At 73.2% G+C, this 15170-nt stretch carries 12 protein-coding genes; 5 read left to right on the forward strand and 7 right to left on the reverse strand.

What is annotated here, in order from left to right; genetic code table 11:
- Positions 1-14: 14 nt before the first annotated feature.
- A complete protein-coding gene (gene recG, locus ACZ3HQ_RS00505) occupies positions 15-2216 on the reverse strand; it encodes an ATP-dependent DNA helicase RecG (protein ID WP_467506760.1) in 2202 nt (733 codons plus the stop codon).
- Positions 2217-2410: 194 nt separating this feature from the next.
- Here recG and ACZ3HQ_RS00510 point away from each other — a divergent pair, with 194 nt between their 5' ends.
- On the forward strand, positions 2411-4249 hold the full coding sequence (locus ACZ3HQ_RS00510; protein WP_467507942.1) for an HSP90 family protein: 1839 nt from the start codon (positions 2411-2413) through the stop codon (positions 4247-4249).
- Entirely contained in the window at positions 4246-7101 is a 2856-nt protein-coding gene (locus ACZ3HQ_RS00515; RefSeq protein ID WP_467506762.1) for a tetratricopeptide repeat protein, read from the forward strand. The genes ACZ3HQ_RS00510 and ACZ3HQ_RS00515 overlap by 4 nt, the downstream gene beginning before the upstream one ends.
- A 15-nt stretch (positions 7102-7116) precedes the next feature.
- Here the strand turns inward: ACZ3HQ_RS00515 and ACZ3HQ_RS00520 are convergent, their stop codons facing one another.
- Positions 7117-8757, reverse strand: coding sequence for a DAK2 domain-containing protein (locus tag ACZ3HQ_RS00520; RefSeq protein WP_467506764.1), 1641 nt, complete (start codon positions 8755-8757; stop codon positions 7117-7119).
- A gap of 258 nt (positions 8758-9015) precedes the next feature.
- Between ACZ3HQ_RS00520 and rpmB the strand changes: the two genes are divergently transcribed.
- Positions 9016-9201 (forward strand): 50S ribosomal protein L28, encoded by a 186-nt coding sequence (gene rpmB / locus ACZ3HQ_RS00525; RefSeq protein WP_004924906.1) that lies wholly within the window; start codon positions 9016-9018, stop codon positions 9199-9201.
- A 122-nt stretch (positions 9202-9323) separates the two neighbouring features.
- Here rpmB and thiD read toward each other — a convergent pair whose 3' ends face one another.
- Together thiD and ACZ3HQ_RS00535 are read right to left on the reverse strand one after the other, a co-directional pair.
- The gene (thiD, locus tag ACZ3HQ_RS00530; protein ID WP_467506766.1) at positions 9324-10121 is read right to left on the reverse strand and encodes a bifunctional hydroxymethylpyrimidine kinase/phosphomethylpyrimidine kinase; all 798 of its coding nucleotides are present in this window, start codon (positions 10119-10121) and stop codon (positions 9324-9326) included.
- Positions 10118-11080: a thiamine-phosphate kinase gene (locus tag ACZ3HQ_RS00535; protein ID WP_031181787.1), complete on the reverse strand. Its 963-nt coding sequence runs from the start codon at positions 11078-11080 to the stop codon at positions 10118-10120. The genes thiD and ACZ3HQ_RS00535 overlap by 4 nt, the downstream gene beginning before the upstream one ends.
- A 205-nt stretch (positions 11081-11285) precedes the next feature.
- Between ACZ3HQ_RS00535 and ACZ3HQ_RS00540 the strand changes: the two genes are divergently transcribed.
- Both ACZ3HQ_RS00540 and ACZ3HQ_RS00545 read left to right on the forward strand, forming a co-directional pair.
- On the forward strand, positions 11286-11519 hold the full coding sequence (locus ACZ3HQ_RS00540; protein WP_030808468.1) for an Lrp/AsnC family transcriptional regulator: 234 nt from the start codon (positions 11286-11288) through the stop codon (positions 11517-11519).
- A 20-nt stretch (positions 11520-11539) separates the two neighbouring features.
- Positions 11540-12058 (forward strand): DUF3515 domain-containing protein, encoded by a 519-nt coding sequence (locus tag ACZ3HQ_RS00545; RefSeq protein ID WP_467506768.1) that lies wholly within the window; start codon positions 11540-11542, stop codon positions 12056-12058.
- A 12-nt stretch (positions 12059-12070) separates the two neighbouring features.
- On the opposite strand, the gene ACZ3HQ_RS00550 is transcribed toward ACZ3HQ_RS00545, so the two are convergent.
- Genes ACZ3HQ_RS00550 through ACZ3HQ_RS00560 form a run of 3 tightly spaced genes read right to left on the reverse strand, consistent with a single transcriptional unit; the run spans position 12071 to position 15152 of the window.
- Positions 12071-13228 carry a D-alanine--D-alanine ligase family protein gene (locus tag ACZ3HQ_RS00550; RefSeq protein WP_467506770.1) on the reverse strand — a complete coding sequence of 386 codons (1158 nt, stop codon included), beginning with the start codon at positions 13226-13228 and terminating at the stop codon, positions 12071-12073.
- Positions 13229-13287: 59 nt separating this feature from the next.
- On the reverse strand, positions 13288-14298 hold the full coding sequence (locus ACZ3HQ_RS00555; protein ID WP_467506772.1) for an NAD(P)H-dependent glycerol-3-phosphate dehydrogenase: 1011 nt from the start codon (positions 14296-14298) through the stop codon (positions 13288-13290).
- Entirely contained in the window at positions 14295-15152 is an 858-nt protein-coding gene (locus tag ACZ3HQ_RS00560; RefSeq protein ID WP_467506774.1) for a lysophospholipid acyltransferase family protein, read from the reverse strand. The genes ACZ3HQ_RS00555 and ACZ3HQ_RS00560 overlap by 4 nt, the downstream gene beginning before the upstream one ends.
- Between the last annotated feature and the right edge of the window lie 18 nt (positions 15153-15170).

Here is a 15170-nt window from a genome sequence, read left to right on the forward strand (position 1 = left end):
AAAAGAAATACAGCTCAGCCCTTTTCCAAGTACTGCTCTCTTTCCTCGTCCAGGAGGGCTTCCAGGGCTGTGCGTAGGCCGGGGAGGTGCTGCAGCTCCGGGTCCGCCTCCACCAGCGCTGTCGCCTCTTCTCTTGCCTGCGCGATGATCTCCTCGTCCTCGATGACCTCCAGGACGCGGAGGCTGGTGCGGGCGCCGGACTGGGCCTGGCCGAGGACGTCGCCCTCGCGGCGCTGTTCGAGGTCGATGCGGGAGAGTTCGAAGCCGTCGAGGGTGGAGGCGACGGCGCCCAGGCGCTGGCGCGCGGGGCTGGCCTCGGGCATCTCGGTGACCAGCAGGCAGAGGCCGGGCGCGGAGCCTCGGCCGACGCGGCCGCGGAGCTGGTGGAGCTGGGAGACGCCGAAGCGGTCGGCGTCCATGATGACCATCGCGGTGGCGTTGGGGACGTTGACGCCGACCTCGATGACCGTGGTGGCGACCAGGACGTCCGTCTCCCCGGCGGCGAAGCGGCGCATCACGGCGTCCTTGTCGTCGGGGTGCATCCTGCCGTGCAGCACCTCGACCTTGAGCCCCTGGAGCGGGCCCCGGGTGAGCTGGTCGGCGATGTCGAGGACGGCGAGCGGGGGCCGTTTGTCGCCTTCGGTGGCCTTCTTCTCTGCGGCGCTCTCGTCCTCGTCGCCGATGCGGGGGCAGACGACGTACGCCTGGTGGCCGTTCTCGACCTCCTCGCGGACGCGTTCCCAGGCGCGGGCGAGGAAGTGGGGCTTGTCGGCGGCCGGGACGACATGGGTGGCGATCGGGGAGCGGCCGGCCGGGAGCTGGTCCAGGACCGAGGTCTCCAGGTCACCGAAGACCGTCATCGCGACCGTGCGCGGGATCGGGGTGGCCGTCATGACGAGCAGGTGCGGGGGCTGCTTGCCCTTGCCGCGCAGGGCGTCACGCTGCTCGACGCCGAAGCGGTGCTGTTCGTCCACGACGACCAGGCCGAGGTCGTGGAACTGGACCTTGTCCTCGATGAGCGCGTGGGTGCCGATGACGATCCCCGCCTCCCCGGTGACGATGTCCAGCAGCGCCTGCCTGCGCGCGGCCGCCCCCATCGACCCGGTCAGCAGCACCACCTTGGTCCCGTGCTCGGCCCCGCCCAGCATGCCCCCCTCGGCCAGCTCCCCCATCATCTCGGTGATCGACCGGTGATGCTGCTGAGCGAGCACCTCGGTGGGCGCGAGCATCGCCGCCTGCCCGCCTGCGTCGACGACGGCGAGCATGGCGCGGAGCGCCACCATCGTCTTGCCCGACCCGACCTCTCCCTGAAGAAGCCGGTGCATCGGGTGGGCTGTGGCGAGGTCGGTGAAGATTTCGGCGGAGACGCGTTGCTGGCCTTCGGTGAGGGTGAAGGGGAGGCGGGCGTCGAAGGCGGTGAGGAGGCCGTCGGCCAGGGGGCGGCGGGGGACGGCGGGGAGCTGGGTGTCGGCGTAGCGGCGGCGGGCGAGCGCGACTTGGAGGACGAACGCCTCGTCCCACTTGAGGCGGGCGCGGGCGTCGGCGATGTCGGCCTTGGTGGCGGGGCGGTGGATCTTGACCAGGGCCTCGGGCAGCTCGACCAGGCCGCGCCCCTCGCGCAGCGACTCCGGCAGCGGGTCGACGGCCTCCTGGACGCTGGGCAGCACGGTCTGCACCGCCTTGCCGATCTTCCAGGACTCCAGCTTGGCGGTGGCCGGGTAGATCGGGATGAGGGAGCCGGCCCAGCTCTCCACGGCCTCGTCGCCGTCCTCGGCGTCCTTGTCCAGCAGTTCGTAGGCCGGGTGCGCGAGCTGGAGGCGGCGGTTGAAGACGGAGACCTTGCCGGAGAACATCGCGCGGGTGCCGGGCAGCAGTTCCTTGTGCGGCTTGTGCACGCCGTTGCCGAAGAAGACCAGTTGGAGGCGGCCGCTGCCGTCGGTGATCGTGACCTCCAGCCGCTGGCCCTTGCCGCGCGGTGCGCGCGAGGAGGCGAAGGTGTGCAGCCGGGCGTCGGCGACCTGGGCGAGCACGGTGACGTGCTCGTCCATGGGGAGGTCGGCGAGGTGGGTGAGCTGGCCGCGCTCCTCGTACCGGCGGGGGTAGTGGTGCAGGAGGTCGCCGACGGTGTGCAGGCCGAGGTTCTCGGCCATCACCTTCGCGGTGGCGGGACCGAGCACCTTCTTCAGGGGTTCTCGCAGTGCGGGCACGAGATCCATTGCACACCACGGCACCGACATCGCCGTACAGGTGGCTCCGCCCGGTCCCGGCGAGATCCCCGACGTACCTGGTCAGCTCGGGCCTTCGGCCCTAGGATGACGCGCCTCCGGTCATCCCCCGCGGTCACCGCCCCCACGGCACCCGACCGCCCGACCCCGCGCCGCGCGAAGCTCCCCCCACCGGCGCCGTGACGATGGACTCCCAGACCTCCCAGTCATCCCCGGCCTCCGAGCCGACCCCTCCGCACACCTTCCAGGTCGACCTGCGCGGTCTGGTGGACCTGCTCTCCCAGCACCTCTACTCCAGTCCCAAGGTCTATCTGCGCGAGCTGCTCCAGAACGCCGTGGACGCCGTCACCGCCCGGCGGGCGGAGGAGCCCGGTGCCCCGGCGCGGGTGCGGCTGTTCCCGGACGGGCGGGGCGGGCTGAGGGTGGAGGACAGCGGGATCGGGCTCACCGAGGCGGACGTGCACAGCCTGCTGGCGACCATCGGCCGCAGTTCCAAGCGGGCGGAGGGCCTGGAGGAGACCCGCTCCGGGTTCCTCGGCCGGTTCGGCATCGGTCTGCTGGCCTGCTTCGTGGTGGCCGAGCGCATCCGCGTGGTCAGCCGCAGCGCCCGTACGCCCGGCGCTCCGCCGGTGGAGTGGACGGCCGCCGACGACGGCTCGTACACCGTGCGCACCCTCCCGGACGCGGCGCGCCCCGAGCCCGGTACGACGGTGCACCTGGTGGCGCGGGCGGGTGCGGGCGAGTGGCTGGCGCCCGCGCGGGTGCGCACCCTGGCACGGGACTTCGGCTCGCTGCTGCCGTACGACGTACGGGTGGACGACGAGCCGGTCACCGACCTCCCGGCGCCCTGGGACCGCCCCTGGCCGAGCCCGGTGGAGCGGCGGGCGGCGCTGGAGACGCACTGCCGGGAGCTGTTCGGCTTCACCCCGCTGGACGCGATCACGCTGGACGTGCCGCTGGCCGGGGTGCGCGGGGTGGCGTACGTGCTCCCCGCGGCGGTGAGCCCGGCGCAGCGGGCCACCCACCGAGTGCATCTGAAGGGCATGCTGCTCACCGAGCGGGCCGAACAGCTCCTGCCGGACTGGGCGTTCTTCGTGCGCTGTGTGCTGGACACGGACACGCTGCGGCCCACCGCGTCGCGCGAGGCGCTGTACGAGGACGAGACGCTGGCCGCCGTCCGCGAGGCGCTGGGCGAGCGGGTGCGGGACTGGCTGACGGGGCTCGCCGCGGGTGACCCGGAGCGGCTGTCGGCGTTCCTGGCCGTGCACCATCTCGGGGTGCGGGCGCTGGCCCGGCACGACGGCGAGATGCTGCGGGTCATGCTGCCGTGGCTGCCGTTCGAGACCAGTGACGGCGAGTTGTCGCTGGAGGAGTTCGCCCTGCGGCACCCGGTGGTGCACTTCACCCGGAGCGTCGAGGAGTTCCGGCAGGTCGCGCCGATCGCCGCCGCGCAGGGCGTCGGGGTGGTGAACGGGGGTTACACCTACGACAGCGAGCTGCTGGAGGCCCTGCCGTCGGTGCGGCCGGGCACGGTGGTCGCGGAGCTGGACGCGGACACGGTGACCGCGCACCTGGACAGGGTGGACCCGGCGGCCGAGCTTGCGCTGTCGGGCTTTCTGGCGGCCGCGCGCGCCAGGCTCGGTCCCCTGGACTGCGACGTGGAGCTGCGGGCGTTCCACCCGGCCTCCGTGCCCGCCCTGCACCTGGACGACCGGTCGGCGCGGCATGAGCGGGCGCGGGCGGAGGCGGAGGAGCGGGCGGACGACCTGTGGGCGGGCATCCTGGGCTCGCTGCGCGGCACCGCCCCGCGCGCCCGGCTGGTGCTGAACCATCTCAACCCGCTGGTGAGGCGCGTCGGTTCGCTGACCGACCCGGAGCTGACCGGCACGGCGGCCGAGGCCCTGTACGGGCAGGCGCTGCTGCTGGCGCACCGCCCGCTGCGGCCGGCCGACTCGGCCCTGGTGAACCGGGCGTTCGCCGCACTGCTGGACCGAGCGACGCCCGGAGAGGACGAGGGACGATGAGCCGGATCATGGACTTCGAGGCGCTGCGGCAGGCGATGGCGGAGAACGCGGAGCGGCCGGAGGGCCCGGCACGCAACGCGCGTGCGGAGGAACTCCTCGTCGAGGCCGAGAAGCTGGAGATCCCGCTGGCGGTGATCGAGGCGCTCGGCCATCAGGTGAAGGTCTACAGCTACAGCTCGGAGAAGGACCGGGTCTTCGTGCCGTTCGCGCGGCTGCTGCGGATGTGGGACGAGCGTCCGGAGGACTTCGACGCGTACGAGGCGCACGCGCTGCACTGGACGTTCAAGTGGATGACGGCGGGCATGCTGGGCCAGCCGCACATCCCGCTGGCGTCGGTGGAGAACTGGCTCGGCGAGATGGAGCGCCGCTACCGGGTCGCCGGGTACTCCGAACGGGCAGTGCGCGCGGCCGAGTTCGGCGTGGCCTCGCACATCGGCGACCGGGCGCGGGCCGAGCGGGCGTTCGGCGCGTGGCTGGCCGCCGACCGGGACGACATGGCCGACTGCCACGCCTGTGAACTTCGCGGGCAGGGCGGCTGGCAGGCGCGGTCGGGCCGGGACGCGGAGGCGCTGGAGCTGTGGGCGCCGGTGCTGGAGGGCGAGTTCGCCTGTGCGCACGAGCCGCACGGGGTGCTGGCCCGGTCGCTGGTGCCGCTGCTGCGGCTGGGCCGGGTGGAGGAGGCGCGCGCACATCATCTGCGGGGCATCCGGCTGGTGCGGCCGATGGAGAGCATGCGGGACGCGTTCGCCGCCCATGTGGAGTTCTGCGCGCTGAGCGGGAACGAGGAGCGCGCTCTGGAGCTGCTGGCGGAGCGGCCCGCGTACTTCACGGACACGGGGCATCCGCGCAGCCTGCTGGAGTTCCTGGCCGTGGTGACGCTGCTGATGGACCGGCTGACCGCGCTCGGGACGGGCGGCCGGCAGGTGCCGGGGCCGGCGGGGCGGACGTGGACCGCGCGGGAGCTGGCCGCGCACGCCCGCGCGGAGGCGCTGGAACTGGCGGCGCGGTTCGACGCCCGTAACGGCAGCTCGCACATCGGCGACCTGACCCGCGCCACCATGGAGGCCGAGCCGCTGGTGGACCGCCTGCCCCTGGGCGTCCGGACGGCCCCGGCGCCGTCTCCCGTGGTCGAGGAGGTCGAGGAGGTCGCGGAGGAGGAGCCGGGGGTGCCCGAGCTGCTGGCGCGGGCCCGACGGCTCTCGGAGACCCTGCGGCCGGACGCCCCGCAAGCATGGGCGGCCCTCGCGCGGGCCGCCGACGGCGCCGGACTCGACGCACGCGCGCGTGCCGAGCTGGCCGACAACACGGCGATGGTCCAGGGCCCCGACGGCATCCCGCTCTTCGAGGAGGCCGCCGCCCGCTACGCGGAGGCGGGCGACCCCGGCGAGGCCCTCGCGGCCCGCGCGCGCGGAGCGTACGTACGCGCCCTGACCGGTGACACGGAGGCGGCGCGGGAGACGGTCGACGGGCTGTACGACGAGGTGCTCGCGCTGTACGCGGAGGGGGCGACCGGTCCCCGGCAGACGGCCGGGGTGCTGATCAGCCGGGCCCGGGTGCAGATGCGCCGCGTCCACGAGGGCGCCCCCGCCGGGGAGGCGGAGCGGGCCGCGCGGGAGGTGCTGGCGTTCGTCGGCGGCCGTACCGGCAACGACGTACGGCTGGTGGCGCGCGGGGCCGAGGCGCGGGCCATGCTGGCGGAACTGGCCGAGCTGGGCGGTGACCTGCCGCGCGCGGCCGACCTGTTCCGGCGGGCGGTGGCCGAGTACACGGGCGCGGGGCTGCCCTGGTTCGCCGTGGAGTACGAGGCACGGGTGGGGGCGCTGTCCCAGCACCTCGGGGAGCCGGCCGAGGCCGAGCGGGCGCTGCGGTCGGCGCTGGAGCACGGCGGGGCGTATCTGGAGCCGACCGGGCGTGCCCAGCTCCATCTTCAGCTCGCCGAGCTGATCGGGGCGCGGGGCGGCACCGAGGAGGCGGCCGGGCACGCCCTCCAGGCGGCGCACTGGGCGGACGAGGCGGGCGAGAGCGGCACCTTCGGCGCCTGGGGCCGGCATCTGCTGGGCGGGCTGCTGCTGCGCCAGGGGCGCTGGACGGAGGCCGCCGAGGTGCTGGAGTCGGCGCTCGCCGAGCTGTCGGCCGAGGTGCACGGGGACGGCGCGCTGGTGCAGACCCACTGGTGGCTCGGGGACTGCCTGAGCGAGCTGGGCGAGCACCGGCAGGCGGCCGAGCACCGGCTGCTGGCGGCGGGCCTCGCCGAGCACTGGCCGGAGCAGCAGGACCACGCCACGCTGGCGCACCTGGCCGGCGAGTCCCTGGCCGAGGCGGACCTCCCGGCGGAGGCGGATGGGGCGTATGTCCGGGCGGGCGAACTGTGGGAGGCGCTGGGCAACCCGTACTTCACCGTGCGCGCGCTGCGGGCCCGCGCCTGGCTGGCGCCCCGGCTGGAGGCGGGGGTGCCGGGCGCGCGGGCGCTGATGGCGCGGGCGGTCCAGGTGTGCGGGGAGGCGCTGGCCGAGGTGGACGACCCGCTGGAGGGGGCCCGCCTGAGAACCGAACTCGCGCACACGCACCGCCAGTTCGGGGAGCTGCTGGCCACGGTGGCACAGGAGCCCGAGGAGGCGCTGGCGGAGCTGGAGCGGTCGGCCGCACTGTTCGCCGCGCTCGGCGCGGACGGTCTGCACGGCCGCACCGGCGCCGAACTGGCCGCCGCCGTGCTGGAGGCCGAGCTGGGCCGGTCGGCCGGGGCGAAGGCACGCGCGCGTGCCGTGCTCGCGGCCTACAAGGGCGCCGACGCCACGGACGACACGGTCCGCCTCCGGCGTGAGACGGCTGCCCGACTGCTGGACGGGGAGTGACCCCGGCCGCTCAGCTCACTCCACCCCGATGAGCAGCGGGGCGCCCTGCCTGCCGCCCCGGTAGACCACGGTGTCGACGGCGAGGTAGGCCTCGCGGACGCGGGCTTCGAGGCGGTCGGCGACCTCATCGGGGGCGTCGTCGCCGACGACCAGGGTGACCAGCTCGCCGCCCGCCTGGAGCATGCGGTCGAGCACGGTCTCGGCGGTGCCGGTGAGGTCGGGGCCGATCACGGCCACGTCGCCGTCGATGAGTCCGAGCACGTCCCCGGCCTGGCAGATCCCGGCCGTGGTCCACGACTGGCGCTCGGCCACGAGGACCTCGGCGTACCGGGTGGCCCCGGCGGCCGAGGTCATCTGGACCACGTCCTCGTCGAACCGGCGCTCCGGTGCGTGCACGGCGAGCGCGGCGATGCCCTGGACCGCCGAGCGGGTCGGGATCAGGGCGACCCGGACGCCCTCGGCGCGTACCTGCTCGGCGGCAGCGGCGGCCGTGTGGCGCAGTTCGGCGTCGTTGGGCAGCAGGACGACCTCGCGGGCGTGCGCGCGCCTCAGGGCCTGGGCCAGCTCCCCGCTGGCGGGCGGCTCGCCGGGGCGGGCCAGGACGGTGGTGGCGCCCGCCTCGGCGTACAGCCCGGCCAGCCCCTCGCCGGGCACCACGGCGACCACGGCCCGCTGCGCCGGTTCGCGCGGCGGCCGCTCCCCGCCGGTGTGGACGTCACCGACGGCGAAGTGGGTGATCCTGATCCGGTGCGGCCGCCCGGCCTCGATGCCCGCCTCCACGGCCGCCCCGGCGTCGTCGACGTGCACATGGACGTTCCACAGCCCGTCGCCGCCCACCACGACCAGGGAGTCACCGAGGGCGTCGAGCCGTTCCCGGAGCCGGGCCACGGCCGCGTCGTCGGCCTCCAGCAGGTAGATGACCTCGTAGGCGGGCCCGCCCTCCCCCGCGTGCTCCGGGATCTCCGGGCAGGACTCGGCCCCGGCGGACCCGGCGTAGGTCTCCTCGGGCACCGCCTCGCCCGTGACCGCCTCCACCAGGGAAGCCAGCACGGTCACCAGCCCGCGTCCGCCCGCGTCCACGACCCCGGCGCGGCCGAGCACGGCCAGTTGCCAGGGGGTGGCGGCCAGCGCGGCCCGCGCTCCCTCGTAGGCGGCCAGGACGACCGTCCCGCAGTCGCCCTCGGCTCCGTCGGCCGCGTCGGCGGCGGCCGAGGCGACGGTGAGCACGGTGCCCTCGACCGGGTGGGCGACGGCCTCGCGGGCGGCGTCGGCGGCCCGGCGCAGCGCCGTTCGGAGAAGAACGCCGTCCACGTGAGAGACGTCACTGACGGTGAGGACCTGGGCCATGCCGCGCAGAAGCTGGGCGAGGATCGTGCCGGAGTTGCCGCGGGCCCCGATCAGGGCGCCGTGGGCCATCGCGCGCAGCGCGTCCGCGAGGGAGGGACCGCCCTGCTCGTACCCGGCGAACACCGCCTCGACGGCCGCCGTCGCGGACTCCAGGGTCAGATACAGGTTGGTGCCGGTGTCCCCGTCGGCGACGGGATAGACGTTGATCGCGTCGATCTCCTCGCGCGCCCGCCCCAGCGAGCGCAGCGCCAGACCGCACCAGGTGCGCACCGCGAGAGCATCGAGGAATGTCTGCGGCACCTGCGCCACCTGCGCCTCCCTGTGGCTGGACGTGGGACGCAGCGTAGACCGTGGGACGGCGTCCATCGCGGGAGGGCCGGGCACGGGGTGCCTGGCCACCATGGTAGTTTCGTTGTACGGAAGCAGTCGTTGTATGCTGCTCCGGTTGCCCGATCCCGATCGGGCCATTCCCCCTGGCAGCGCCACTCAAGATCTCAGGTTCTCCTGATCTCGATCCCGGCATGCCGGGATCAACCGTAAGAGCATCTGAAGTCTTTGGAGTGACCCGTGGCTGCCAACTGCGACGTCTGCGGCAAGGGGCCGGGCTTCGGCAACAACATCTCGCACTCGCACCGCCGTACGCCCCGTCGCTGGAACCCGAACATCCAGCGCGTCCGTACCGTGGTCGGCGGGACGCCGAAGCGCGTGAACGCTTGCACCTCGTGCATCAAGGCCGGCAAGGTCTCGCGCTGACGCACATCCCCCAAGCTCTAACCGAGCAGGGGGTGCCCCCATCGCGCGCGGCCATAGTCGGTTGCTGTGAAGAGCCGGTCCACCTTCGGGTGGACCGGCTCTTCGCTTTGCCTTCGTAAGGCTCAGAAGCGCCAGCCGTGGTCCACGGGGCCGATCCCGCCGCCCAGGGCGAACCCGTGGGCGATCGCCCCGGTGACGTACTCCTTGGCCGCCGTCACCGCCTCCGGCACGGTCAGCCCCTTCGCCAGTTGCGAGGCGATGGCCGAGGCCAGGGTGCAGCCGGTGCCATGGGTGTGCCGGTTGTCGTGGCGCGGGGCACGCAGCCGGTACTCCCGGTCGCCGTCGGTGAGCAGATCCACGGCCTCCCCGGTGAGATGCCCGCCCTTGATCAGCACCCACTGGGGTCCGTAGGCCAGTACGGCCTCCGCCGCCGGGCGCAGATCGGCCTCCGAAGCGACCCGGAACCCTGTGAGTTGGGCCACTTCGTCCAGGTTCGGGGTGGCCACGGTCGCCACCGGGAGCAGCCGGGTGCGTACCGAGTCCACCGCGGAGGCGGCGAGCAGCGGATCGCCGTGCTTGGAGACGCCCACCGGGTCGACCACGGCGGGCGCGTCCGTGCCGGAGATCAACTCCGCCACCGCCTCGACCAGTTCCGCCGAGGCCAGCATCCCGGTCTTCACGGCCTGGACGCCGATGTCGTCCACCACACTGCGGTACTGCGCTTGTACCGCCTCCACCGGCAGCTCCCAGGCGCCCTGCACGCCGAGGGAGTTCTGCGCGGTCACGGCGGTGATCACGCTCATCCCGTGCACGCCCAGCGCCAGCATCGTCTTCAGGTCGGCCTGGATGCCCGCCCCGCCGCCGGAGTCCGAGCCGGCCACGGTGAGGACGCGCGGCGGCGCCTGTCCGGCGGGCCTCACTCCGGGTCCCCGAAGTGGTCCCAGCCGCCGGTGGCGGTCCAGGGCGCCCCGTCCACGGTCACCTGGGGCAGCGCCGAGGGGTTGAGCACCTCGCCGATCACCTTCCAGCGGGCCGGGAGCTTGGTGTCGGGCGGGAAGGTGGCCACGATCGCGTGATCCTCTCCCCCGGTGAGCACCCACTGCAGCGGGTCCACCCCGACCGCCTGGCCGATGTCGTTCATCTGGGTGGGGATGTCGATCGCGCCGGAGCGGATGTCGATCCGTACCTTGCTGGCGTCCGCGATGTGCCCGAGGTCCGCGATCAGTCCGTCGCTGACGTCGCACATCGCGGTCGCGCCGAGCGCGGCGGCCGCCGGGCCGGCGTGGTAGGGCGGCTCGGGGCGCCGGTGGGCCTCCACGAAGGCGCGCGGCGAGCGGAAGCCCCGCGAGAGCACCGCGTACCCGGCGGCGGACCAGCCCAGCCAGCCGGTGACGGCCACCAGGTCGCCGGGCTGCGCGCCGGAGCGGGTCACCGGCTCCTGGTTGCGCAGATCGCCGAGCGCGGTGATCGACACCATGATCGTGTCGCCGCGCACGACATCGCCGCCGACCACGGAGGCGCCCGCCACCTGGCACTCGTCGCGCAGGCCGTCCATCATCTCGGTCGGCCAGGTCACCGGGAGTTCGGCGGGGACGACCAGGCCGAGCAGCAGCGCGGTGGGCACGGCGCCCATCGCGGCGATGTCGGCGAGGTTCTGGGCGGCGGCCTTGCGGCCCACGTCATACGCCGTGGACCAGTCGCGGCGGAAGTGCCGGCCCTCCAGCAGGATGTCGGTGCTCGCCACCACCCGGCGGTCCGGGGCGGCGACCACGGCGGCGTCGTCACCGGGGCCGACCCGGACCGCCGGGGTGGTGGTGAGACGGGAGGTCAGCTCCCGGATGAGCCCGAACTCACCAAGCTCACCCACTGTGCCCTTCATGGCCTCAAGCCCCTTCTGTACCTGTCCCGTGCCCGGTCGCGCGTCATCAGTGTCCCCGATACGGTCGAGGTGACCGTCAACTTCCGTGGTGCCCGCACCCCGGCGCGCGTGCCCCGTTCCTCAGGGTCTCCCCTCGGAGAGCGGCGACGCGATACCGTGGCGTTCCTCTTCCCCACATGATCCTCGTGGCCGCCCTGGAGGTTCCGTGGTACAGGCGTACATCCTGATCCAGACCGAGGTCGGCAAGGCGTCGACCGTCGCCGAGACGATCGGCAGGATTCCTGGAGTGATCCAGGCCGAGGACGTGACGGGACCCTATGACGTCATCGTCCGCGCCCAGTCCGACACCGTCGACGAGCTGGGTCGCATGGTGGTCGCCAAGGTCCAGCAAGTGGACGGCATCACACGCACCCTGACCTGCCCGGTCGTGCATCTGTAGCCCCCGTCTACGCTTGGCCGGTGAACTTCTTCCGTCACCGGCCCCTCGGCCTGCTCGCGCCCGCGCTGCTGATCGCGGTCGCGGGCTGTTCCACGGCGGACGACGGCACCACGGTCGCGGCTCCCCGCCCCGACGCCCGCACCGCCCCCCTGTGCCGGCATCTGGACGAGGCGCTGCCCGGGAAGGTGGACGGCCGGCACCGCGACGACCCACGGCCCGCTTCCGCCTATACGGCGGGCTGGTCGGGCCCGGCGATCATACTGCGCTGCGGGGTGGTCCGGCCGCCGAAGATGACCGACCCGAAGGTCGCCCAGGGCCACGATCCCGGCGCGCTGGCCGGCGGGGTGGACGGCGTGGACTGGCTGATGGAGAAGCGGGACGACGGTTCCACACGCTTCACGACCGCCAACCGCCGCGCCTACGTGGAGGTCACGCTGCCCGAGGAGCTGTCCGGCCCGGACGACTCCACGGCCGTCCTGGTCGACCTGGCCCCGGCCGTGAAGAAGGCGATCCCCGAGGGGATCGCCTCCATGCGCTGATCGGTTAAGGGTCTAGCGCAGCCCGGTCGGGCGGCGCAGCGCCGCCTGGATCAGGCGGTCCACCAGCTCCGCGTAGCCGATGCCGGACGCCTCCCACATCTTGGGGTACATCGAGATGGGGGTGAAGCCGGGCAGGGTGTTGATCTCGTTGATGACGAACTCGCCGTCCTCGGTGAGGAAGAAGTCCGCGCGGACCAGACCCTCGCAGGACGCCGCCTCGAACGCCTCGATCGCGAGCCGCTGAAGCTCGGCGGTCTGCTCGTCGGTGAGCGGGGCCGGGACGACACCGGGCGTGGAGTCGATGTACTTGGCGTCGAAGTCGTAGTACGCGTGCGCGCTCGGCGGCGGGATCTCGGCCGGGACCGAGGCGCGCGGGCCGTCCTCGAACTCCAGGACGCCGCACTCGATCTCGCGGCCGGTCAGCGCGGCCTCCACGATGATCTTCGGGTCGTGGCGCTGGGCCTCGGCGATAGCCTCGTCCAGACCGGAGAGGTCGTCGACCTTGGTGATGCCGATGGAGGAGCCGGCGCGGGCGGGCTTCACGAACAGCGGCCAGCCGTGCTCACCGGCGAAGTCCACGATCCGCCTGCGGGCGGCGGACTCGTCCCGCTGCCACTCACGGGGCCGGATCACCACGTACGGGCCGACCTTGAGCCCGAAGGAGGTGAACACCCGCTTCATGTAGTCCTTGTCCTGGCCGACGGCCGAGGCGAGCACGCCCGAGCCGACGTAGGGCACACCGGACAGTTCCAGCAGACCTTGGAGGGTGCCGTCCTCCCCGAAGGGGCCGTGCAGCACCGGGAAGACCACGTCGACCTCGCCGAGCGCCTTGGGCACCGCGCCGGGCTCGCTGTAGACGACCTCGCGGTTGGCCGGGTCGACCGGGAGCACCACTCCGCCCTCGGTGGACTCCGCCACGTCCAGGACCTCCGGGGTGCGGCGGTCCGTGATGGCCATCCGCTGCGGCTCGTCGGCCGTCAGCACCCAGCGGCCGTCCCGCGTGATGCCGATCGGCAGGACGTCGTACTTGGTCCGGTCGATGGCGCCCAGCACGGCACCCGCGGTGACGGTGGAGATCCCGTGTTCGGAGGAGCGGCCGCCGAACACGACGGCCACGCGCGGCTTGCGGGGCTGCGCTTCAGGGCTCTGGGGGAGGTTCTCGGTGCTCATATCGCGTTGAGAGTACCCGTTGGTAGTGCCCCCGGACAGCGTCGACCCGGCGCTTTCGCTCAGCGTCGTTCGGGCTTCGCGCTGCGCGACATCAGCTCCTTGAGGGCGACCACGGGCGGCTTGGCGTCGTGGACGATTCCGACGACCGTCTCGGTGATCGGCATGTCGACACCGTGCCTGCGGGCCAGATCCAGCACGGACTCGCAGGACTTGACGCCCTCGGCGGTCTGCCGGGTGACCGCGATGGTCTCCTGCAGCGTCATGCCCTTGCCGAGGTTGGTGCCGAAGGTGTGGTTGCGGGACAGCGGCGAGGAGCAGGTCGCCACCAGGTCCCCGAGTCCGGCCAGTCCGGAGAAGGTCAGCGGATCGGCGCCCAGCGCCATGCCGAGCCGGGTGGTCTCGGCGAGGCCGCGCGTGATGAGCGAGCCCTTGGCGTTGTCACCGAGTCCCATGCCGTCCGCGATGCCGACGGCGAGACCGATGACGTTCTTGACCGCGCCGCCGAGTTCGCAGCCGATGACGTCGGTGTTGGTGTACGGCCGGAAGTACGGGGTGTGGCAGGCCGCCTGGAGCCGCCGGGCGACCTCCTCGTCGGTGCAGGCGACCACGGCGGCGGCGGGCATCCGGGCGGCGATCTCACGGGCCAGGTTGGGCCCGGTGACCACGGCGATCCGCTCGGGTCCAACCTTGGCGACGTCCTCGATGACCTCGCTCATCCGCATGGCCGAGCCGAGTTCGACGCCCTTCATCAGGGAGACGAGCACGGAGTGCGGGGCGAGCAGCGGGGCCCACTCCGCGAGGTTGGCCCGCAAGGTCTGCGAGGGGATCGCCAGGACCACGAAGTCGGCGTCCCCGAGCGCCTCGGCGGCGTCGGAGGTGGCCCGCACATTGGGGGGGAGTTCGACGCCGGGCAGGTAGCCGGGGTTGGTGCGCGTGGAGTTGACCGCGTCGGTCACTTCGGGGCGGCGGGCCCAGAGGGTGACCTCGCAGCCCGCGTCGGCGAGGACCACGGCGAACGCGGTGCCCCAGGAGCCGGTGCCCATGACGGCGACCCGGACAGGCGTGCTCACTTGCCGCTTCCCCCTTCGGTGACGGTGGGCGCGGTCTCGGCGGCGGGCGCGGGCACCGTGTCCTGGACCTGGCCCTCGCCGGCCCGCACCGCGTGGCCGGAGGGGGTGACCTGGCCGGACTGGGCGCGGGTGCGGCGGCGCTGCTCGATCCGCTCCCGGCGCGGGTCGTAGGGCACGGCCGGTGCCTTCTCGCCCCGGATCTCCTCCAGCAGGCGGGTGACGGCCGCCATGATGACCTCGGTGGCCTCCCGCAGGACGTCGGCGGTCATCTCCCGGTCGTAGAACCGGGAGAGGTCCACCGGCGGGCCGGCCAGCACGTGGTGGGTCTTGCGCGGGAAGAGGTGCGGCTTCTTCGAGTAGGGGGGCAGGAGTTCGTTGACGCCCCACTGGGCGACCGGCACGACCGGGCACTTGGTCTGCAGGGCCACGCGGGCGGCGCCGGTCTTGGCGGTCATGGGCCAGCCGTCGGGGTCGCGGGTCAGGGTGCCTTCGGGGTAGAAGGCGACGCACTCCCCCTTCTCCACCGCCTCGATCGCGGCGCGGAATGCGCTCAGCGCGTCGGTGCTCTCGCGGTAGACGGGGATCTGTCCGGTACCGCGCATCGCGGCGCCGACGAATCCCTTCTTGAAAAGGCCGCTCTTCGCCAGGAATCGCGGAACCCGTCCGGTGTTGTACTGATAGTGCGCGTACGCGAAGGGGTCCACGTGGGAATTGTGGTTCACCGCGGTGATAAATCCGCCGTCGGCCGGAATGTGCTCCATTCCTCGCCAGTCCCGCTTGATCAGAACCGCCAGCGGCGGTTTGCAGATCACCGCGGCGAAGCGGTACCAGAAGCCGATTCTGCGGCGGGACACGCGGACACCTTCCTCCAT

The sequence above is a fragment of the Streptomyces sp. NPDC018263 genome, assembly GCF_055562575.1.